The sequence below is a fragment of the Alkalibacillus salilacus genome, from assembly GCF_030812915.1.
GTDB lineage: Bacteria > Bacillota > Bacilli > Bacillales > Alkalibacillaceae > Alkalibacillus > Alkalibacillus salilacus.
In genome coordinates, this window is the sequence record NZ_JAUSTQ010000016.1 from 1 (window position 1) to 20,546 (window position 20,546).

The window sequence follows — 20,546 nt, forward strand, 5'->3', positions numbered from 1 at the left end:
GATTCATTCCATTATAACAGGGGGGGATGTCCATAACATAACAAACCCCAGCTAGGGACTTTTTTTATTAAGTCCACTAACTGGGGTATAGTTCATAAGAGGAAATGGCTTTTTTTTAGCTGATATATTGGTTAAACCAATCAATAATATGCTGTAGTCTTTCGATTCTTAAGTTTGGTTTACCAGTGCGGGATAGGTTATGATCTGCTTCTGGAAAACGAACAAATTCTGTTTCATTGCGCTGGTATTTTAAAGCAATGTAAAGTTGTTCAGCTTGTTCCATTGGGCACCTGAAATCATTCTCATTATGAATAATTTTAAGTGGTGTTTGAACTTGGTCAACATACGCAATCGGTGAATGCTTCCACATTGTTTCAATATCATAGAATGAAGCTTGGATTTGCCAATCCGAAAAGTAGTAACCGATATCACTAACACCACGGAAGCTTGTCCAGTTGGAAATACTTCGTTGAGTAACCGCTGCTTTAAAACGATTCGTATGGCCGACAATCCAATTCGTCATAAAGCCGCCATAACTTCCACCAGTGACAGCTAACCGATTCTCATCAATCCAAGCATAGTTTGTTAAGACATGTTCGACACCTGCCATAATATCTTGGTAATCACCATTACCATAATCCCCACGTACGGCGTCTACAAACTCTTGACCATAACTATGACTGCCGCGAGGATTTACATAAAGAACGCCATAACCCTGGCCAGCAAAATATTGCATCTCATGGAAGAATGTATTTCCATAAAACGCATGCGGGCCGCCATGGATATTAACAATCAATGGATATGATTCGGCTTCATCGAACTTAGCTGGTTTCATCAACCAACCATGTACTGTCCAATCATCATAGCTTTGGAATTGAATGGATTCTGGTTCAACCAATTCCGTATCATCAATAAATGTTTGATGCACATTTGTTATTTGTGTTAATCGCCCATCAGTTAAAGATAATTCATATAACTCACTCGGGCTTGTTGGATAACTAATAGTCACTAAGGCAGTTTGTTTATTCGGATCTATATCATAGCCTACGACATGTAGGTTTTCGTTGATAGCTGGATATAATGATCCATCGACATGTCCAAAATATAATAGAACATTGCCATAATTCGATACTGGGAAATAAAACGTTTCATTACTCGCCCAAACAGCAGGTCTTAAAACTGGCTGTTGCTGTGTATCTGCAACAATAAAATCACCAATAGGTGCATCAAAATATTCTGTTAAACAAGCTGTCACTCCTGAAGAGATGTGATAAGCATATAGTTCAACATGTGTTGCATTTTCATAGTTTCGTCCCATATGAGCGAATAATAGATGTTCTCCATTTGGCGAAACACTAAACCCTGAAGGCGTTCCTTCTTCTGTGAATAATGGATGTTCAGTTTTAGCTGTTAGATGGTACAAATAAGCTTCTTGATTGAAATTAAAATCTTCGTCTTCAGAATAATCCGTGGTATAAACAATCTGAGATTGATTAACCCATGTTTGAAAAGTGAAGTTCTGCTCCCCTTCTTTAATAGTTTCAATATCTTCTGTTTCAAGGTTTAATCGTTTTATCACTTGATATTTCCTCTTTAAAAGTCCTGCTCCATCTGCTTTATATTTCATTCGATTAATCACCACAGGTTTTGGTAAATCATCATCTTGATCATCTGTTTCTTCGTTCTCTTCTTCTCGTTGATTTAAATCTTCTGCTTTAACAGAGGTTTGTAGCATGATGAATTGGCCATCTGGTGAGAACTCAGCCTTCGAGACTCCCTCTTTCTCATCTGTTATCTTCTTGGCCTCACCACCGTAACGAGACATCCAATAGACTTGGTTCTGATCATCACGATTCGAAATAAAAATGATTGAATCGCCCTTAGGTGACCAACGCGGATGACTTACCCGTGATTCTCCAAATGTGAATTGAGTGAGTCGATCTTCCTTCACATTGTAATGGAACAAATTAGATTCATATTGATTTCGTTTTTCATTCAAAGTTGTTTTAACAAATAAAGCTTCCTTGTGATCCGGAGAATACCTCGGGTCTGTTAAAGATGCTAGATTAAAAATATCATTCGCTTGTACTGCTTTTTTTGTTGTCATAATTCCCTCCGACTATTAAGATTCTATGATCGAAATATAACTAGATTTATAAGGTGATTATCTAGCTAAGTAAAATATTAATACCTTCATATTATAATTTTTTTCAGAATATGTCGAATAAAATTAAAACTTTTAAATGATTTCATGATGTAATTCTCTTAATTGATTCGCTTGGTTTGCATCATGATACAATTGGGCTTTAGAGTCAATCATATGACGTATATTGGTTAAATAGCGGTTTGTCTCTGTTTGATATGTGAGTTCAATTTGATTTTGATAATGTGCTTTAAATGATAAGAGAAATTGATCTTGAATTTCATTTAAATTGGATTGTACATGCGTTTTGAGTTCTTCAAATAAAGTTTTGACATGTTGTTCAACAAAAAATTGTTTTTGATCTTTATACATGGAAACAAAATAATCAAGTGAATTCATATTAACAATGGAATAAAACATTTCATGCGTACCATCTTCCAAGGCCTGCTCAGCAATATTTAATCGTTCAAAATCTGTCTCCGAATCAACGAATCGATTAATATCTTGGCTGATTGATTGAAGCACTTGTTGAAAATGGCGATCTAAAACCATATTTGTTGAATGAAATTCTGTTTCTAATCGGTTTTCAGCATTGATCGCAAGTTGTTTTATCGCTTGTTTTAATTGTGTTTGACCACGCTTACCTTTTTGAGTGATGGTAGTCGGATTAATAACCTCCTTCATCATTTCATTTAATTGAATCATAACGCGATCATTTAAGTAATGAATGAGTTCGTCTATTTGTTGATTGATTTGTTGTTCATAAATGGTCTTATCCATTGATGATAAAAATTGTTTTAGGCTCTTGAATTGCTCTTCGTATTGCTGGATTCGTTGTTCTTGTTCGATTTGGTTTTCTTGTAATTCTTGAACAGTTTGTGCAATAAACGCTTCGAGGTTTCCAATTTCTTGTGATAATGTTTGAGCAGTTAATAGCTTAGCGTCTGTCTCAATAAATTGTTGAAAACGTTCAAAAAATGCGACAGCATAAGAATCGGAATACTTTTGACTTACATCTTCATTTAATCTTTTACTAGATAACGCGAAAATCTGAGGTGATTCAATACCGTATTGTTGTAATTGTTCAGATAAATATTGTTTCACATCATTTAATTCTTGATTGTCTTTTGCTAAATCAGCTGCGTTTAAAATAAAGAACATCTTATCCAATGAAAAGGATGATTTAACACGTCCTAACTGAGATAAGAATTCACGGTCCGCTCGTGCAAAAGCATGATTATAGTAATTAACATAAACAATCAGATCAGAATGGCGCACATAATGCATCGATACATTTGTGTGTCTTGCATGAATAGAGTCTGCACCAGGAGTATCAACTAAAGTGACGCCTTGTTGTGTCAAATCACAATTATAATAAACCGTTATCTCTTCAACATAACAAGATAATGTCTCATCTGTAACATAGGGCTCAAACGCTTGCACAGATGAAGTGATGGATTCACCTAAATATTGTCTTGACTGCTGTTTCCCTATAAAGAATGCTTCTACAAATGACCAATCTGTCTTAGAAAGTAGTGCTTGTAAGTTATGTTGTTGTTTATCTATGAATGAATATAACTGCTCGATGGAATTAAACTGTTTATCTGTTATAGGTTCTAGCACTTTTGAAACTTGATGTAACAATGTATTTTCTGTCTTGAATTGTACAATAACATCTCCATGTTCCCTAGTACGATTAGGCGGAGCAATTTTATTAATGGCCGCTGTTGTTGGATTTGGTGAAACCGGAAGTATCGCTTCGCCTACCCAAGCGTTGGCAAATGATGATTTACCGGCACTAAAGGCACCAAACAAAGCAACAGTATACTGCTGTTGTTCCAATTGCGTAAGGTTTTTCTGAATCGAGTCATAAAATTCCGTTAACATAGGCATCGTTTCTATACGAGATAATATCGTTTTGGCCTCAGTTTGAATCTTCTCTATCTCTATAGTTGATTGATTTTGAGGTGCTTCAGATTCAGAACTTGTTACGGAATCTATTATTGAATCAGATATAATATCATCAATTAACACTTTAGTTTGATTAGCTTCTTTGTGTTTAATTGCATCTTCTAGAAGACTATGATCACTAGTAGTCATCCAAGTCTCCCGTTTTAGTTGATCAATAAATTGTTTCTTCTCTAATGTTTCCTGATTAGACCTTTTTGCATTTTCCAAGTGTTCTTCAATCTCTTTAAGTTGCTCATTCAATTGTTCTTGCTTATCCTCAGTTGATTTCGCTATCTCAGTGAACAATTGTTCTAACAAAGGGGTCACATGTTCTTTAATAGCTTGATTTAACTTTGATTGCAGACCATCTGTGTAATTAAGTACATAATGACCCGTAATTTCTGCGGAGGAATTGTGAGATTCTAATAAAATAGCTTCATTAATTTGAAAATCATATTGTTGAAGGGCCTGTTTTAATTCAATGTTGCTTAGAGATTGTTGATTGTATGTCTCAATTAACTCATGACGAATATGCCAGCTTATTTCAGTCGTGACTTTTTCTTGTAATTGGTTAATAAACTGATCTCGACGTCTTTCCTTTTCTTCATCAGTTTTCTTTTTAGAAAACAAACCACCAACTTTAAATTTTGGCTGTAATGATTCAAGATAGGCCTTTGCAAGTTCCCGCGTATCTGATGTCATGACGTAAGCTTCATTCACTATTTTTCCAATCGTTTGTTTATACTGTGTGATAAATTGTCGTTGATCTAAATTTAATAAGCTAAGTTGCTCTTTTAGTTCGTCATATTGTCTTTGATAGGTTTGCTCATTTGCAGCATTTAAGGTTTGATTTGCCTCATCATAGTATCGGTTTGCTAACTGATCAATCACCGTTTCAACTTCTACCTTTATGCGTGAATCAAGCTGATCTTGCATGGTATCAGTCAAACGATCGACATAAGACTTTAGTTCATCCAATTGATTATATTCATGACCAATATCAATTAAAGACGTTGTGAAAATCGCGTCTGGATTAAGTCCCCAAACGTCGCAACTTTCGCGTAAAGCGTTCAAATAATTGGTCATCGTCATTTCTTCAGCATTATGCTTGTCTACTTGGTTCACGACAATAATATATGGAACTGATTTTTTCTCTAATTCATATAAAAACTGAAAATTAATCTCTGACTGTACGTGATTATAATCGACAACATATACGAAATAATCAATTAAATGAACACGAGATAGAGTTCTAGCAAATTCTTGATCGTCTGCAGAATCAATACCTGGAGTGTCCATTAATGTTGTTCCTTTTAGAGATGGTAAGTCTGTTTCAATTGTTAAAGACTGAACTTCTTCTCCATTTTTTGAAAGACGATGTACTTCTTCCATATCAATAGATGATGACGTAGCATACCGATTTTGATTCAAATTATATGTTACATGTTCATCTCCGTGCTTAATTTCTACAATATTAGCACTTGTTGGTATCGGACTTGATGGTAATATGGATTGATTTAATATATGATTAATCATGGAAGACTTTCCTGCTGAAAAATGTCCAGTAAAGCCAATGACTGTTTCAACATTTAACCACTTTTGATATAAATCCATAATTTTTTGTTGCTCTATTTTCTCATCATTACGTTTAGCCACTTCAAATAACGTGTCTAGATTTAATGCCATCTGTGTTCCTGTTGTCATTCTCTAACTCCCCATCTTCACTTATACGATTCTATTGAAATGTCTCATCAAAAACAGCTCGATTTTTACCTGTAGCCTTTGCTTGTTGCATGCAACGATCCACTCTCCGTAAGAACTCATTATGATCGTCTTTTTCCATTAGCGTCCCAACGCCATAGCTTAATGTGACATTTTCACCTTGCAAAGGTTCAAGCATTTGAACATGTTCGTAGATATAGTTATTCCATCTTTCAATCTCTTGTTCTAAATGAGAACGTTTTTGATCGAATAGAATCACTGTAAATTCATCCCCATTATATCTAAAACTATAACCTTTCTGTGGTTCGACCCAAAAGTCTAGTGTAGAGCCGATAACAGCTAGTACTCGATCACCCCACTCATAACCCAAGCGATCGTTTAACGTTTGAAAATCATCGATATTGAATTTAATTAAAGTGATAGGTTTCCTTTGATTGACGAGCTTCATTAGAGTGTTTTGGAATGTGCGGTGATTATAGAGGCCTGAAACATAATCTTTCATTGCCTCTTCCTTGTAATCGATGTGATCAAATGAGCTAGCTTCTTTTCGAATAGTCATTGAACTAGTTAAAATTCCAATTAATAATATAAATACTAGATTCATAATAAACGGAATCGTAATAAAATCATTTATCCCATTAATATAATAACTAATAACACTATAACTTGCCATAACTAGCACGGTCATCAACATTGAGACCTTCATACTCCAAACAAGTGTAATATGTAGCAACCATATGAAAAGTAGTGGCAAGACTAACGAATATTGAACCCCTGCCATTAGTAATATAATCGTATAAAAAACAAAATCCAAGATTAATCCTATATGAACAATAATCAACTTCAATTTGGAGTATGTCGCCAAGGCTTTCAAACTAATATGAACAACCAAAGTATAAAGTGCAGCAATGCCTATACTATACCAAAAAATTGGTTGATCAATTGTGAAAATCTCTTCTCCTTGTTGTAGCATAAAAATTAAGGCTAAACTAACTAATAATAACCAACGTGCATATGAAAAAATATTTTCGATGTACTCATCTTTTTTATTGAACATATTTTTAATCTCCTAATAAATTGAATTCAGTCAGTGTAAAAAAAAGAGACTAGATACGATATCCAGTCTCTTCCTAATGTATCTGTTAACCTTGGAAAAATTTCCGATTGATTTCGATGTATTCCCGTTCTTCTTGTGGAAGCTCGTCCTCATGATAAATTGCTTCAACCGGGCATACGGCCTCACATGCTCCGCAATCAATACAAATATCTGGATCTATATAGAACATGTCTTTACCTTCTTCAATACAATCAACTGGACATACATCCACACACTCTGCTGCCTTTTCATCTTTACATGGTGATGAAATAACAAATGCCAAGATAAATCCTCCTTTAACTGTTGTGTATAAATCCATCATATCATTTATTAACGCTGTTAACTACGTCTTAATAGAAATTTTCCCTTTCATTATAAGGAGTTTTCAAATTTTGTGCAAATTTAAACCTTAACATACATATTATGAACCGATTAGGAGGTTTTAATCAATGCGGGCCAGACAACTAATTCAAGATCAATCTCTTTACACTTATTCGAGGTTAGAGCATGATTTAATGGCGTTACACACTGAACACCCCATCTTTTCAATTGATAAAATTGGGACGTCAATTCAAGGGAAGACTATTTATGAAATCGTAATTGGAGCAGGTGACAAGTCCATCCATTTAAATGGTTCAATGCACGCTCATGAATCGATTACAACCAATGTCTTAATGCGGTTTCTTGCTGATTATATTGATGCCTATGAGAATAATGAGTCGATTAACCATATAGATGTACGGTCTATGTATAATCAGATTAAGTTATCCATTGTACCTCTTGTTAATCCTGATGGTGTCGATTTAATTAATCAAGGTTTACCTCAATCAGAACCACTCAAAAGTGACGTATTATCGATTAACCAACAATCACACCATTTTGCAGGTTGGAAAGCCAACATTCGAGGTGTTGACCTTAATAATCAGTTCCCAGCTCATTGGAAAATCGAACAACAACGAAAACCTAAACAACCATCCCCTCGAGATTTTCCAGGCTTTGAACCTCTAACAGAACCTGAAGCGATAGCTATTTATGAGTTGACGATTAATAAACAATTTGATCGTGTCCTAGCGTTTCACACTCAAGGTGAAGTGATTTACTGGGGTTATGAAGGATTAGAACCATCTGAATCCAAACGAATCGCTGAACATTACGGTGATGTTAGTGGTTATGAACCCATCCAATACGTTGATAGTCATGCAGGTTATAAAGACTGGTTTATTCAAACTTTTAATAAACCCGGATTTACAGTAGAACTTGGTAGCGGCATAAATCCATTACCTATAAGTGATTTAAATCAGCTCTATCCTCAAGCCTTAAGTATTATTTTAGCCAACATGAAGGTATAATTAAGAGGCTGAATCAAAAGTTAGTAACGCAAAGTAAAACCCTAACGATTTAATTGAAAAAATAAATCGTTAGGGTTTTTGCTTGAATGACGCTCCATCAAAACACTTCGCTTGGTTCTACGTGACATAAGCTCAACATCGGCTCTGCTAACGCAATCGCCGCGTTTCCTTTACCGGGGCACTGCTCGAGCCAGGCAACTACATCGAGTATGCTTCTTTGCTACTTGCACCGAGGAAGCCTACTTCGAAGCGTTGACTTGCAGACGCAGGTGCATCCCTCGGCCTAAAAGCGTGGCCTGCGGGGTCTCGAGACACGTGCTGTTCCCGCAGGCGTCTACGTGTTTTGAATCCGCTTCGTAAGTGATTAACTTTTATGATATTTAAACAATCGTATTTTACACAATTGAATGTTCTTTTGTCCCAATTTATTGATTTTAAACCTCTTGAAAATAATCTTTGTAAAAGCCACCCATTTTACCACTATCATCAATGACAAAATAAAATTCTTCGGATTCATTTTTTACGTCATATGTTTTACCCGTTGTTAATACATTTTCAACTGTAAATTTTTCAGCATTGGTATGAATACATTTAATTTGTTTAATAGGATTATTTTGCTCCCATGTTTTATGAATCACTGTTATCACTCCTGTTAATTAATCGAATAATACTTTATATTTTCCGTAACCTTGTTCATCTAGCTGTTCTTTCGGTATGAATTTAAGCGCTGCCGAATTAATACAATAACGCATACCACCTGCCTCTTGAGGTCCATCGTCAAACACATGGCCTAAATGACTATCTGCATGCTGACTACGAACTTCTATTCGGCGCATGCCTAAAGACGTATCAAGGTCTTCTTCCAAAGGCGCAATTGGTTTCGTGAAGCTTGGCCAACCACAGCCCGCATCATACTTATCATTTGAAGAAAATAATGGTTCGCCACTGACAATGTCAACATAAATACCGTCTTCTTCGTGATCCCAGTACTCATTTTGATATGGAGGTTCTGTTGCATCCTCTTGCGTTACTTTATACTGTATATCAGTTAATCGATTTTTTAAATCGTCCATTTCTTGCTGATTTGACCAATGTTCTTTAATAAACCCTTGGCGACCCGATCCTTTTTTATACATTTTATAATGGAAAGGATGTTTTTTATAGTAATCTTGGTGTTCTTCTTCAGCAGGATAAAATGTTTTAGCTTCAAGGATATCAACGACAATTGGATCTTTGAATTTGCCACTTTCAACTAAGGCTTGCTTAGATTGTTCAGCTAATTGTTTTTGTTCCTCATCATGATAAAAAATAGCTGGCTTGTACGACTCGCCTCGATCATTAAATTGACCACCAGCATCAGTTGGATCGATTTGTTGCCAAAAGACCTCTAATAAATCTTCATAAGGAAATACAGAAGGGTTATATGTGATTTGTACAGCTTCCCTATGGCCGGTCGTCTCAGAACATACTTCTTCATAAGTTGGATTTTCCGTATGCCCTCCTGTGTAACCTGACACAATGGATTCAATTCCTGGACGGCGGTCGAATGGTTCAACCATACACCAAAAACAACCGCCAGCAAATGTTGCTAGTTTTAAATTATTAGACAAAATCATCACCCCATAAATTACAAATTAGATATACAATTTAGGTTCTGGAAGTTGATCGTGTTGGCTTCCTTTAGTTTGCTTTACTTTAGTCACACCTAGATCATTATATTTAGTTTTACCTAAATCATGATCATCGAGTGAATGCTTAGATTCATCATGCTTTTCATCTTCCATCATTAATTTTATCATATCAACCATAAAAGGTGCATGCTTTAAAAGCGGACCATATTGTTTCCAAACAGGTATTAATTGTTGCACAAGTGCTAACCCTTTTTGAACCATATAAAGCGTTTCATGCAATGAATGTTCATTCGACTTAACTTGCATCAGCAAGGGCTTACGACTATGAGATGAACCAAATAATTTTTCTAAAAAATTCGGTTTTCTGCGATTCATAAAGCCACCGTGCACAGGATCATGCCAATTATACATTGGTTCCATTCCATCTCACTCCTTTATCAGCTACTATACTTATACGGGATTATGACCCTTATTGTATAGGCTAATGTGTCAAACACCAATCAATAGGCGTTTGTTGGTGTATTTTTAAAGCATGATTAACTTGTGAGAATGGTTGGCTTCCAAAGAAACCACGGTAAGCTGATAAAGGACTGGGATGCGGCGCATGCACAATTGTGTGACGCGCTTGAATAAGCTGAGCTTTTTGATAAGCTTGTTTTCCCCATAAAACGAAGACTAAATGGGGATGACTTTCACTTAATTGTGTAATGACGTAGTTAGTGAAAGAATGCCAACCTAAACCTCGGTGACTATTCGCTTCGCCTTGTTTGACTGTTAGAGATGTATTTAGCATTAACACACCTTCTTCAGCCCATTGAGTTAAATCGCCATGTGGTAACTCACAACCTAAATCATTCCACAACTCTTTATTAATATTTCGAAGCGAAGGTGGAAAAGCTTGCCCTTTAGGAACAGAAAAACTAAGTCCATTCGCTTGATTCGGTTGGTGGTAAGGATCTTGACCAAGTAAGACCACTTTTACATTGGCAAAGGGTGTTAATTCAAAAGCACGAAATATTTGAAGATATGGAGGGTAAATAACGTTCTTTGCATATTCCTGCTCTACCGTCTTTAATAAATTTTGAAAATAAGTCTTATGTATTTCTGGTTTTAAAATTTGTTCCCAATCTTCAGGTAATATCATTAAATATCCTCCCTTTATTTCCCGGGTAAGCGCAAAATACGACGTTTACATACAAGATAACTAAGTTTTTTCATTGTTACAACAGCCTATACACAATGGGTGAAAGCTGCATAGGTTAGGAGTGAAACCAATGAAGGAGGCATGCATCATGGGTAAAGGATATGATAATAACGGCTTCACACTAATTGTTGTGCTTTTCATTTTACTAATCATTGTTGGTAGCGCATACGTTTGCTAATGGAATTCAAGATGATAAAGGCTTCACCACTAGTGGTGAAGCCTGTTATCATGTTTCGATATGTTGTTCGTATTCTTCCCAAAGCTGATCAAAAGTTTGGATAGCCTCCGGAAACGGACTATTCATCTCTAAATATTCGCTTAGTTCATTGTAATTTACAGATTGTTTAGGGAATCCATGGTCACGAAATATTGCTTCAGCAAGTTGTTTTCGCGCATCTTGTTTATTTTGGATTCCTCTAAATTGCATGGCAAAATGATAAAATGATCTCAAACATAAACACCTGCTTTTATTCGTTATCTAATTGATCTTGAATAGCGGCTAATTTTTCCAACCTTCGTTTATAAACAATTCTCGATGTCATGATAGCTAACTCATAAAGCAATATCAAAGGCGCAGCGACAATGAGTTGTAATATAAAGTCAGGTGGCGATAACATGGTCCCCAATACGATAAGAATTAAATAAGCATACTTTCTTGTCCGTTTCATATAGTCAGGTGTTAATACACCTAAACTCGTCAAGAACATAGCAACAAGCGGTACTTCAAAGAAAAATGCGAACGGTACAGTAATTTGCATAATAAAACGGAAATATTTATTAACCGTAAACATTTCATTCACGACACCGTCACTTAAACCAAGTAAAAAATTCAAGACTAAATCTTTAATAATAAAATAACCAAAACCTAAGCCTAAAGCAAATAAGATGAAAATAGCTGGAACATATAACAAGCTAACGCGTGCTTCATGTTTTGTCAGACCAGGTTTTATAAATAACCATAACTGTAATGCTAAAAACGGAATCGTAATTAGAAAGCCAACAATCGTTCCAATGATGACATAAACCCATATAATATCGAACGGACTAAGAACCGTCAGTTGAAAGGGCACATCATTCGCTACATAGTTATAAACCTCTTCGCGGAAATAAAAACCCACACCGAATGACAAAGCAAATACAATAAAACTCCAGAAAAAACGGCGCCTTAGTTCGCCTAAATGACTTGTCCAATCCATTTCTTCTTGATCTATTTCTTCCTCATGCGTCAAAAGTTTCACCTCTTACTACCAATCTCACCATAACATTTATCATAAAAGAAGATGTAAGGAACTCCTTACACCTCAGTGAAACGATCATTATTGTTTATTAGAATCTGAATTTTGTTCCTTCGAGTTAGAGGAATTTGACGAATTTGAATCGTCTGACATTAAATCATTCGTTGCTTTTTTAAATTCCTTTAACGAAGAACCAAATGCTTTCCCGATCTCTGGTAACTTCGATGGGCCAAAAACAAGCAATAACACTAACACGATTAAAATCAATCCCGGTAAACCGATGCTACCGATGCCCATAATATCACTCCATTTATAGTTTATTGACGATCAGTCGTCTTGTTCGAATCCGAATCATCTTCATCAGTTATGCCACGTGTAGAATTTTTAAATTCTCTTAATGATTGGCCAAGCGATTGACCCAATTCAGGTAATTTCTTCGGTCCAAATATAATGAGAAGGATAATTAAAATTAAAATTAATCCTGGTACACCGACTGTCATACATACACCTACCTGTCCCATACTATTACTATCTACATTGTCGCTTATTTCAGCTCATTTTGCAAACATATCGAGAAGACTGTTACAAAATGTTCACTTATTGTCGTTTATAAACAGAAAAAGTATGTGCATGTTGATTATTTTCGTCCGTCTCCCCTTCTGTTCTTTCAACTAATTCCCACTTGGACCAATCAATTTCCGGGAAGTAAGTATCACCATCAAAAGTCGAATGGATATGCGTTATATACATGTAATCCGCAAATGATAATGCCTCAGCAAAAAGTACTGCTCCACCAATAATAAATACATGTTCATTGGATGAAACAACTTCTTGTAACTCTTCCCAACTATGAATAACTGTACAACCTTCTGGGTTGAAATCCTTTTGCCTTGTCAAAATAATATTATGACGTTTTGGAAGTGGTCTGCCAATCGATTCAAATGTTCTTCTTCCCATAACAATCGTCGACTGCGAGGTAACCGATTTAAAATACTTTAGATCATTAGGTAAGTGCCATGGCATTGTTTGGTTCAAACCAATCACATGATTTTCGTCCATCGCCACAATCAATGAATAAGTCATGAAGAACCTCCTTATACAGCTACTGGTGCCTTAATACTAGGATGTGGTTCATAACCTGAAATCGATAAATCTTCTAGTTCAATATCAAAAATTGATTGTTTATCTTGGTTAATTTGTAATGTTGGTAGCGCTAGCATGTCACGCTCTAATTGTGTCCGTACTTGTGTAAAATGATTGTGATAAATATGAGCATCACCAAATGTTTGGATGAACTCACCAACCTCAAGTCCACATTCATGTGCCACGAGATGTGTCAGTAAAGCGTAACTGGCTATATTGAATGGTACACCAAGAAAGATATCACCACTTCGTTGATAAAGTTGACAAGATAATCGGCCATCTTCTACGTAAAATTGAAATAATGTGTGACATGGCGGTAAAGCCATAGATGGAATATCTTCAGGATTCCAAGCAGATACAATTAATCGTCTGGAATTAGGATTCGTTTTAATATCATGAATCACTTGCTTTAATTGATCAATCGTCTCGCCTTGAGAACTCTGCCAGTTTCTCCATTGCTTACCATACACTTCGCCTAAGTGTCCAAACCGTTCCGCGAAGTCATCATCTTCTAATATGTATTGTTTAAACAATTGCATTTGTTCTTGATAAATTTTATTAAATTCCTCATCTTGTTGAGCACGCACGCCAAAATCATCCATGTTTGGACCTGTGTAAGCATCACTTTCAACCCAATTCTTAAAAGCCCATTCATTCCAAATATTATTGTTATGCTGAAGCAAATATCGAATATTTGTATCCCCTTTAATAAACCACAACAATTCACTGGCAATTAATTTAAATGGCACTTTTTTAGTCGTAAGCAAAGGGAAACCATCTTGAAGATTAAAACGCATTTGATAGCCGAAGATTGAACGCGTCCCTACTCCTGTTCGATCATGACGGTCTTGACCATGATTAAGCGTATACTCACTTAATTTCAAATAGGCTTCCTCGTTTTTAATAGTCATTGTTACCCCTCCGTTCATTTCGTTACAAAACTGTAATGTATACCCCTCAATCTCTGACATATAGTCATATTAGAGTACTTGAAAGGTGTGATTATTATGGTGAATGCAACACCTACTAAAAAAATGATACTAGGTGCAATAGCAGGAAATTTAGCTTTAGCGTCTCCATTTGCTTTTTATTCGCCAGTGCACGCAAGCGAAACAGCTTCCATACAGTCAACGCCTTTAAGTTACGGTGACCATGGTGAAGCAGTTTTAACCTTGCATCGAAAATTAAAAACAATAGAATATTATCCTAAAAAGGAGACCGCTCAATATAATGCTTTAACCGAATATGCTGTGAAGCAATTCCAAACAGATCATCACTTAGATGCTAATGGTGAGCTGAATCAGGAAACAGCTAATATGTTAGACCAAGTTTTTTACGACCATTATATCACATCTATCACGGATGTAGCTGAGGAAATTAAATTCGGCGAGCAATCAAAACGAGTTGAACGACTGCAAAACGCACTTAAAGCATTACGGTTATACGATGAAGAAGTCGACAGCGTTGCTGGACCTAACACGAAAGAAGCACTTGAAAAATTTAATCAGTTTAGAGAAGATAAATTAGATTTAAGTCAATTAGAACCACCAACCATTGTACACCGTGAAGAAACACAACAAGTCAGTCATATGTCTAAATCACAATCAAATACAAAACAAAAATCCGAAACTGTTCAAACACAATCTAACCGCTCCGTTACTTCTACAGCACGTTCATTAGTAGGAACTCCATATCGTTGGGGCGGAACATCAAGAAGCGGGTTTGATTGTAGTGGATTTTTGCAGTATGTATATGGTCAGCAAGGAAGTTATTTACCACGTACGGTTAGCGATATTTGGAATGCTACCACTCCTGCTTCAAAACCGAGCGTCGGAAATTTAGTGTTTTTTGAAACTTATCAACCTGGTCCATCTCATGCCGGCATTTACATCGGAAATAATCAATTTATCCATGCTGGGACATCTTCAGGTGTAACCATTAGTAATTTATCCGACAGTTACTGGCAGCAACGATATTTAGGTGCAAGGATTGTTCATTGATCCGAAAATAAGTCGATTTGTCTTGAATTCAAACCCGTGTAGTTGATACCTAATAAGTGTTGAAACCGTTTTGCATTGGCATAAGCATGATGTCCCGAATTGTTATTAAACAAGATGGTTAATTGCTCTACTTGTTGAGATAAATTTTGTACACGATCACGCCATGACTTCAATTCGTCATCATTATAATTGTATAAAAACCGGACTTCACGCCAATTGTCTTGGCCACTTTGGTTCCAACCGTAGACGTTACGACCATGAAATCGTATTAAGGATTGTTTTCCATGAGTAATTTCTGGGACAACTGGAACCGAAGCTTGACCTGCTTGAGGTTCGTCACAAATAGTATGGATCCATTTATCTTCTTTTAAGTAATTGATTGTGTCTGCTTTTATTTGTTCATGAAACCACGTGCGATTTCGAAATTCAATCGCAGTTGGGTAAGATTGGAATTGCTCTCGGATAAATCTCAACCGTTTTATATGGCTTTGACGGAGATCAAACCAAGGTGGAAATTGAAATAAAATTGCATTTAATTTACCTGATTCGATTAAAGGGTCAATTTGCTGTTGAAATGAATGAAACATCGCTTTAATTTCTTTTCGTGTATATGGTTGACGATCATGCCCAGTGAACGCCTGATATGCCTTAACAACAAATGAAAAATTACTTGGTGTTTGGAGATCCCAATGCCTTATTTTCTCAGGAGTCATGATGCTATAGAAACAACTATCTAACTCAACGACTGGAAAATAAGCGGCATAAGAAGCCAATTTGTGTCTAGAACCGACGTCTTGTTCATGAATATCAGGGTGGTCTCCCCACCCAGTTAAACCAATATTGATTGTCACACGATCACTCCTCAACTTTACATACACTTATCTCTTGACTTTGTATTTTATATCGGATATACTGAAAGTGCAATTGAGACGTGAAGTATCATAAAGAAATTCGGGTAACTTCTATAGAAGTGAGAGATGCATTTGTGATCCTTCATTTCTATAGGAGTTACCCTTTTTTTTACTGATCGTCGGTTGTGAATAATCCATTCATAAAAAATCAAGTTTGGATGGAAAGTTTTTAGGAGGCTTTTTAAAATGCAAAACGGTACAGTAAAATGGTTTAACGCAGAAAAAGGATATGGCTTTATCCAAGTAGAAGGTGGCGACGATGTATTCGTACACTACTCTGCAATTAACGAAGATGGTTTCAAAACATTAGACGAAGGTCAAGACGTTGAATTCGAAATTGTTGAAGGCGACCGTGGCCCGCAAGCTTCTAACGTTAATAAAAAATAACTAGAATCATCATATACTAACGGCAATCATTCATTTGAATGATTGCCGTTTTTTGTCTATTATGGTTGATCCCCAGTTTTTATTTGATTATTGTCATTCGTAATCCAGTCACTAAAACTACCGACATACAACTGCACATTGGTAAATCCAGCCTGCCAAAGTGCTATAACATTAGGTGCTGCTGTGACCCCAGAACCACAATAAACAACAATTTGAGAATTATCATTGAGTAATTCAAAATGTTTTTGTAGTTTGTCGGTATGTTTAAAAAATCCATTTTCAAATAAATCTGTCCAATCAAAATTTATGGCTGTCGGTATATGACCTGCTTTTTTGTCAATTGGTTCATGCTGTCCTGTATAGCGATCGTGGCTTCTGGAGTCAATTAGTACAACTTCTCGTTTTGAAATGTAATGTTGAACATCGGTTTGTGTCGCTATTAACGATTGTTCTAATTCCCAGCTTTGCTCTATCATAATTTTATTACTAACAGTAACTTCTTCTGTTGTTGAAAGCCCGGCTTCTTTCCAAGCCGAGAGCCCACCATCTAATACATAAGCTTCTTTATGACCTATTGCTTTTAATAACCAGACGAAACGTGAGGCAAATGCATGGTTCTCATCATAAGCAATCACAATTGATTGATCGTTAATTCCGGATTGTTTCAGTATATCAATAAAATGATTAAGGTCTGGTAGTGGGTGTCTACCTCCTGTTTCTTTAACTTTACCACTCAAATCCTTCTCCAAATCCATATATACTGCGCCTGGTATATGTTCTTGTGTGTAAGATACCTTTCCTTTTTCAGGATCTTGTAAATCGAAACGACAGTCTACAAAGATTAGATCTTGGTTTAAATTCCATTCATATGCTGATTGCACTGAAATAATCAATTTAACCCCTCCCTTTTACTTTTCATCATACAAACTTAACGCACGATTTTCTAACGGAATTCTTTTTGTCATCAGCGCAACATGTAATAAAGGAAATATAACAGCAGTCATATAAGCATGAAACATCAGTGACAAGCAAATAAATTCAAAAAATACGATCCAATAATTAGGATGCTTAATCCAACGAAATAAACCATTTGTAACCCGTTCACCGTTTGTAGGGTTAATAATAACTTTTGTATTCCATAATCGGCCTAAAGTTTTAATGACATATACACGACATAATTGTAAAACTATAAATATAGCGAACAATAGCCAAGGGGTTGATTGTTGCCACTGATGCGAGGTATAACTTTCAACAATTAAACTAATTAGAAATAACAAATGGATAAATACAATCCAATGGTAATAAGGGTCACTAATCAAAATTCCTCCATGCTTCAACTGATAAGCTTCATTTTTGCGGGCCAATCCTAATTCATATAACCTTACTACGATCAGATAAATGAATATACTCACATAAAACAATTATATGACCTCCAACAGTAATATTTCTGAAGAAAATCCTGGCCCTAGAGCAGTTAAGAGGCCCTTCTCACCTTGTTTTATCTCCTGATTGAGATAGGTTTGTAATACAAATAATACAGTGGGTGAAGACATATTACCAAATTGTCTTAAGACGGATTTTGCTGTATCTAGTTTAAGTGAATCATGTATTATACCTTCTAATTGTTCAATGATTTTCTTGCCACCTGGATGCGCAATAACAAAATTCAAATCATCCTGGGTTAAATTATTTCGTTCCAAAAATTCTTGAACCTGAGGTGCCCAAAAAGAATTCACCAACCTCGGAATCTTTTGACTAAACACCACATGAAAACCATCATCCTTAACGTCCCAACCCATAACATCAAGAGATTTTGGTAGTAACTTTGAGTCAGTCGTGTTGATTTGAACATTACAGCCATCAGATTGTTTTACGAGCTCATGATTAGCACCTAATAATAGTACAGCGGCTGCCCCGTCACTAAAGATTGCAGCCCCGACTATATCCTTTTTCGTTAAATCTCTTGGATGAAATGCAGTCGATGCTAACTCACAACACACTAATAAAAGCGATTCATCTGGATGAGCTTTTAGATAATCATAAGCTCTTGCTAAACCAATAGCCCCTCCTGCACAACCTAATCCAAACATAGGCATGCGCTTTATAGACGATGAAAGTTGTAGTTCATTAATGAGATGAGCATCAAATGAAGGCGTTAATATGCCTGTGCTAGTCACACTAATTATGGCGTCAATTTCATAGGGATGTTCATAATGACGAAGGCAATTCTCAACTGCTTCTTGAGCAAGATTCAAACCTTCTTCAATCCATAATTGATGCCGATCACTCAATTTATTCTCACTATGAAGCCATTCTCGACCAGCTGCAAAATAACGTGTATCAATCTCTGCTTGATCAAACACAGCTAGATATTTTTGTAATGATTCATTCGTATATTGTGAGACGAATTGTTTTGCTTCTGATTGATTAAATCGGTGACGCGGGAAACTTGTACCAACTGATGAAATTATAGCCATAAGTGTAACCACCTTTTTATTCTTATAATCCCCTTTATTCGCTCCCTCTAATCATCTCTGATTATGAAAAACCATCTAGCGCTCGCACTAGATGGTTAATGTTTATTAAGATTTTTTACCAAAAAATTGATAATAGTCTGCTTTTATAAAGCCGTTAAATAATTTTCGTTTCTTTGAAGCTTGTATTCCATAATGCTTTTCGAACTTTTCATGAGCGGTTAAGATATAAACATTCCATTTAGGGAAATCCTTCATGATACCCCCTAAACTGCTGTAAAGGGATTCAACTTCATCACGATCATTTAGTCGTTCGCCGTATGGTGGGTTACCTATAAGATAGCCTACATCAGATTTGGGACGAAGATCTTTAACATTCATTTGCTTCCATTCAATTAAATCAGCTAACCCTGCTTCAAGTGCATTATTGGTCGCTATTTCAATCGCATTATGATCGATATCTGAACCCGTTATGGATAATGGTTGATCATAATTGGCTATGTCCTCCGCTTCTTCTAAAGCCTCATCCCAGATGGATTGTGGTAGGAAGTCCCATTCTTGTGCAGAAAAATCACGATTAAACCCAGGTGCAATGTTCTGACCAATTAACGCGGCTTCGATTGGTATAGTACCAGAACCTGTGAACGGGTCGACCAATGTCTTATCGGGTGTCCAATTCGTCAACTTGACTAATGCTGCAGCTAGGGTTTCTTTCAGAGGTGCCTCTACTTGATCTATTCGATAGCCACGTTTGTGTAAACCAGCCCCTGTTGTATCAAGTGAAAGTGTCACGCGATCTTTAAGTATAGCGACTTCCACTTTATAACGCACACCTGATTCTTCTAGACGTGAATGAATGTGATATTGCTCTTGCAAACGAGAAACAATTGCTTTCTTTACGATCGATTGGCAATCAGGCACTGAATAGAGTTTAGACTTATGTGATTTACCAACAACATGAATAAAAGCATCTTCTGGTAGCCAATCTTCCCAGGGACAAGCTTTTGTCTGTTCAAATAATTCATCAAAGCTATAGGCATTGAACTCCTCGATTAGAACTTTGACGCGATCAGCCGTTCTTAACCAAAGATTGGTGCGTGCAATTCCCGAAAAGTCTGACTTAAAAATAACTTTCCCATTTTCAGTTTGTAAGTCATGATAGCCTAAATCTTGTAATTCTTGCTTAACAAGACCTTCTAAGCCCATAGCCGCTGTCGCTATTAAAGTGAGTTGATTTGTCACGAGAGTCATTCCTTTCACAAACCATTAAATATCTTACTATATTATGTACGATTTATTAA

Annotated in this window: 23 protein-coding genes; 4 read left to right on the plus strand and 19 right to left on the minus strand. The window is 36.2% G+C overall.

The window, feature by feature from the left end; all coding sequences use genetic code 11:
* Nucleotides 1-115 precede the first annotated feature (115 nt).
* The 4 genes from J2S77_RS13185 to J2S77_RS13200 form a co-directional block, all read right to left on the minus strand.
* Entirely contained in the window at nt 116-2,107 is a 1,992-nt protein-coding gene (locus J2S77_RS13185; protein ID WP_306978079.1) for a S9 family peptidase, read from the minus strand.
* Between the two features lie 132 nt (nt 2,108-2,239).
* Nucleotides 2,240-5,797: a dynamin family protein gene (locus J2S77_RS13190; protein WP_306978081.1), complete on the minus strand. Its 3,558-nt coding sequence runs from the start codon at nt 5,795-5,797 to the stop codon at nt 2,240-2,242.
* Between the two features lie 31 nt (nt 5,798-5,828).
* Nucleotides 5,829-6,872: a GGDEF domain-containing protein gene (locus tag J2S77_RS13195; RefSeq protein ID WP_306978083.1), complete on the minus strand. Its 1,044-nt coding sequence runs from the start codon at nt 6,870-6,872 to the stop codon at nt 5,829-5,831.
* Between the two features lie 85 nt (nt 6,873-6,957).
* A complete protein-coding gene (locus tag J2S77_RS13200; protein WP_306978084.1) occupies nt 6,958-7,194 on the minus strand; it encodes a ferredoxin family protein in 237 nt (78 codons plus the stop codon).
* A 166-nt stretch (nt 7,195-7,360) separates the two neighbouring features.
* Here J2S77_RS13200 and J2S77_RS13205 point away from each other — a divergent pair, with 166 nt between their 5' ends.
* Nucleotides 7,361-8,260: a M14 family metallopeptidase gene (locus J2S77_RS13205; protein WP_306978086.1), complete on the plus strand. Its 900-nt coding sequence runs from the start codon at nt 7,361-7,363 to the stop codon at nt 8,258-8,260.
* Nucleotides 8,261-8,694: 434 nt separating this feature from the next.
* On the opposite strand, the gene J2S77_RS13210 is transcribed toward J2S77_RS13205, so the two are convergent.
* The 4 genes from J2S77_RS13210 to J2S77_RS13225 form a co-directional block, all read right to left on the minus strand.
* Nucleotides 8,695-8,898 carry a DUF6501 family protein gene (locus J2S77_RS13210; RefSeq protein ID WP_306978089.1) on the minus strand — a complete coding sequence of 68 codons (204 nt, stop codon included), beginning with the start codon at nt 8,896-8,898 and terminating at the stop codon, nt 8,695-8,697.
* An 18-nt stretch (nt 8,899-8,916) separates the two neighbouring features.
* Complete coding sequence (gene msrA / locus J2S77_RS13215; protein ID WP_370871852.1) at nt 8,917-9,876, minus strand: peptide-methionine (S)-S-oxide reductase MsrA; 960 nt, start codon at nt 9,874-9,876, stop codon at nt 8,917-8,919.
* Nucleotides 9,877-9,894: 18 nt separating this feature from the next.
* Nucleotides 9,895-10,311: a VrrA/YqfQ family protein gene (gene vrrA / locus J2S77_RS13220; RefSeq protein WP_306978092.1), complete on the minus strand. Its 417-nt coding sequence runs from the start codon at nt 10,309-10,311 to the stop codon at nt 9,895-9,897.
* 61 nt (nt 10,312-10,372) lie between these two features.
* The gene (locus J2S77_RS13225) at nt 10,373-11,035 is read right to left on the minus strand and encodes a uracil-DNA glycosylase (RefSeq protein WP_306978093.1); all 663 of its coding nucleotides are present in this window, start codon (nt 11,033-11,035) and stop codon (nt 10,373-10,375) included.
* A gap of 148 nt (nt 11,036-11,183) precedes the next feature.
* Here J2S77_RS13225 and J2S77_RS13230 point away from each other — a divergent pair, with 148 nt between their 5' ends.
* Complete coding sequence (locus J2S77_RS13230; RefSeq protein ID WP_167260439.1) at nt 11,184-11,273, plus strand: YjcZ family sporulation protein; 90 nt, start codon at nt 11,184-11,186, stop codon at nt 11,271-11,273.
* A 48-nt stretch (nt 11,274-11,321) separates the two neighbouring features.
* Here J2S77_RS13230 and J2S77_RS13235 read toward each other — a convergent pair whose 3' ends face one another.
* The 6 genes from J2S77_RS13235 to J2S77_RS13260 form a co-directional block, all read right to left on the minus strand.
* Entirely contained in the window at nt 11,322-11,546 is a 225-nt protein-coding gene (locus J2S77_RS13235; protein WP_306978096.1) for a YozE family protein, read from the minus strand.
* 16 nt (nt 11,547-11,562) lie between these two features.
* On the minus strand, nt 11,563-12,324 hold the full coding sequence (tatC, locus tag J2S77_RS13240) for a twin-arginine translocase subunit TatC (RefSeq protein WP_370871853.1): 762 nt from the start codon (nt 12,322-12,324) through the stop codon (nt 11,563-11,565).
* A gap of 87 nt (nt 12,325-12,411) precedes the next feature.
* Entirely contained in the window at nt 12,412-12,627 is a 216-nt protein-coding gene (gene tatA / locus J2S77_RS13245; protein ID WP_306978099.1) for a twin-arginine translocase TatA/TatE family subunit, read from the minus strand.
* Between the two features lie 20 nt (nt 12,628-12,647).
* Nucleotides 12,648-12,830: a twin-arginine translocase TatA/TatE family subunit gene (locus J2S77_RS13250; protein ID WP_306978100.1), complete on the minus strand. Its 183-nt coding sequence runs from the start codon at nt 12,828-12,830 to the stop codon at nt 12,648-12,650.
* Between the two features lie 97 nt (nt 12,831-12,927).
* Nucleotides 12,928-13,413, minus strand: coding sequence for a dihydrofolate reductase (locus J2S77_RS13255; protein WP_306978102.1), 486 nt, complete (start codon nt 13,411-13,413; stop codon nt 12,928-12,930).
* Nucleotides 13,414-13,424: 11 nt separating this feature from the next.
* The gene (locus J2S77_RS13260) at nt 13,425-14,384 is read right to left on the minus strand and encodes a thymidylate synthase (RefSeq protein ID WP_370871854.1); all 960 of its coding nucleotides are present in this window, start codon (nt 14,382-14,384) and stop codon (nt 13,425-13,427) included.
* Nucleotides 14,385-14,480: 96 nt separating this feature from the next.
* Between J2S77_RS13260 and J2S77_RS13265 the strand changes: the two genes are divergently transcribed.
* The gene (locus tag J2S77_RS13265; protein WP_306978103.1) at nt 14,481-15,473 is read left to right on the plus strand and encodes a C40 family peptidase; all 993 of its coding nucleotides are present in this window, start codon (nt 14,481-14,483) and stop codon (nt 15,471-15,473) included.
* Here the strand turns inward: J2S77_RS13265 and J2S77_RS13270 are convergent.
* Nucleotides 15,467-16,324, minus strand: coding sequence for a DUF72 domain-containing protein (locus J2S77_RS13270; protein ID WP_306978105.1), 858 nt, complete (start codon nt 16,322-16,324; stop codon nt 15,467-15,469). The two genes, J2S77_RS13265 and J2S77_RS13270, sit on opposite strands and share 7 nt — an antisense overlap.
* 246 nt (nt 16,325-16,570) lie before the next feature.
* Here J2S77_RS13270 and J2S77_RS13275 point away from each other — a divergent pair, with 246 nt between their 5' ends.
* Complete coding sequence (locus J2S77_RS13275) at nt 16,571-16,771, plus strand: cold-shock protein (RefSeq protein ID WP_167260455.1); 201 nt, start codon at nt 16,571-16,573, stop codon at nt 16,769-16,771.
* Nucleotides 16,772-16,830: 59 nt separating this feature from the next.
* Here the strand turns inward: J2S77_RS13275 and J2S77_RS13280 are convergent, their stop codons facing one another.
* The 4 genes from J2S77_RS13280 to J2S77_RS13295 all read right to left on the minus strand — a co-directional run bounded on the left by J2S77_RS13280 (nt 16,831) and on the right by J2S77_RS13295 (nt 20,496).
* Nucleotides 16,831-17,664 carry a sulfurtransferase gene (locus J2S77_RS13280; RefSeq protein WP_306978108.1) on the minus strand — a complete coding sequence of 278 codons (834 nt, stop codon included), beginning with the start codon at nt 17,662-17,664 and terminating at the stop codon, nt 16,831-16,833.
* Nucleotides 17,665-17,679: 15 nt separating this feature from the next.
* The gene (locus J2S77_RS13285; RefSeq protein WP_306978163.1) at nt 17,680-18,183 is read right to left on the minus strand and encodes an isoprenylcysteine carboxyl methyltransferase family protein; all 504 of its coding nucleotides are present in this window, start codon (nt 18,181-18,183) and stop codon (nt 17,680-17,682) included.
* 9 nt (nt 18,184-18,192) lie between these two features.
* Entirely contained in the window at nt 18,193-19,248 is a 1,056-nt protein-coding gene (locus J2S77_RS13290) for a type III polyketide synthase (protein WP_306978110.1), read from the minus strand.
* A 105-nt stretch (nt 19,249-19,353) separates the two neighbouring features.
* Nucleotides 19,354-20,496: a THUMP domain-containing class I SAM-dependent RNA methyltransferase gene (locus J2S77_RS13295; protein WP_306978111.1), complete on the minus strand. Its 1,143-nt coding sequence runs from the start codon at nt 20,494-20,496 to the stop codon at nt 19,354-19,356.
* Nucleotides 20,497-20,546 lie beyond the last annotated feature (50 nt).

Excerpts from the sequence above, each read along its gene's own strand:
- J2S77_RS13185 (WP_306978079.1), bottom strand. The coding sequence starts at position 2,107 with ATGACAACAAAAAAAGCAGTACAAGCGAATGATATTTTTAATCTAGCA.
- J2S77_RS13190 (WP_306978081.1), bottom strand. The coding sequence starts at position 5,797 with ATGACAACAGGAACACAGATGGCATTAAATCTAGACACGTTATTTGAA.
- J2S77_RS13195 (WP_306978083.1), bottom strand. The coding sequence starts at position 6,872 with ATGTTCAATAAAAAAGATGAGTACATCGAAAATATTTTTTCATATGCA.
- J2S77_RS13205 (WP_306978086.1), top strand. The coding sequence starts at position 7,361 with ATGCGGGCCAGACAACTAATTCAAGATCAATCTCTTTACACTTATTCG.
- msrA (WP_370871852.1), bottom strand. The coding sequence starts at position 9,876 with ATGATTTTGTCTAATAATTTAAAACTAGCAACATTTGCTGGCGGTTGT.
- vrrA (WP_306978092.1), bottom strand. The coding sequence starts at position 10,311 with ATGGAACCAATGTATAATTGGCATGATCCTGTGCACGGTGGCTTTATG.
- J2S77_RS13225 (WP_306978093.1), bottom strand. The coding sequence starts at position 11,035 with ATGATATTACCTGAAGATTGGGAACAAATTTTAAAACCAGAAATACAT.
- J2S77_RS13230 (WP_167260439.1), top strand. The coding sequence starts at position 11,184 with ATGGGTAAAGGATATGATAATAACGGCTTCACACTAATTGTTGTGCTT.
- tatA (WP_306978099.1), bottom strand. The coding sequence starts at position 12,627 with ATGGGCATCGGTAGCATCGGTTTACCGGGATTGATTTTAATCGTGTTA.
- J2S77_RS13250 (WP_306978100.1), bottom strand. The coding sequence starts at position 12,830 with ATGACAGTCGGTGTACCAGGATTAATTTTAATTTTAATTATCCTTCTC.
- J2S77_RS13255 (WP_306978102.1), bottom strand. The coding sequence starts at position 13,413 with ATGACTTATTCATTGATTGTGGCGATGGACGAAAATCATGTGATTGGT.
- J2S77_RS13260 (WP_370871854.1), bottom strand. The coding sequence starts at position 14,384 with ATGACTATTAAAAACGAGGAAGCCTATTTGAAATTAAGTGAGTATACG.
- J2S77_RS13265 (WP_306978103.1), top strand. The coding sequence starts at position 14,481 with ATGGTGAATGCAACACCTACTAAAAAAATGATACTAGGTGCAATAGCA.
- J2S77_RS13275 (WP_167260455.1), top strand. The coding sequence starts at position 16,571 with ATGCAAAACGGTACAGTAAAATGGTTTAACGCAGAAAAAGGATATGGC.
- J2S77_RS13290 (WP_306978110.1), bottom strand. The coding sequence starts at position 19,248 with ATGGCTATAATTTCATCAGTTGGTACAAGTTTCCCGCGTCACCGATTT.
- J2S77_RS13295 (WP_306978111.1), bottom strand. The coding sequence starts at position 20,496 with ATGACTCTCGTGACAAATCAACTCACTTTAATAGCGACAGCGGCTATG.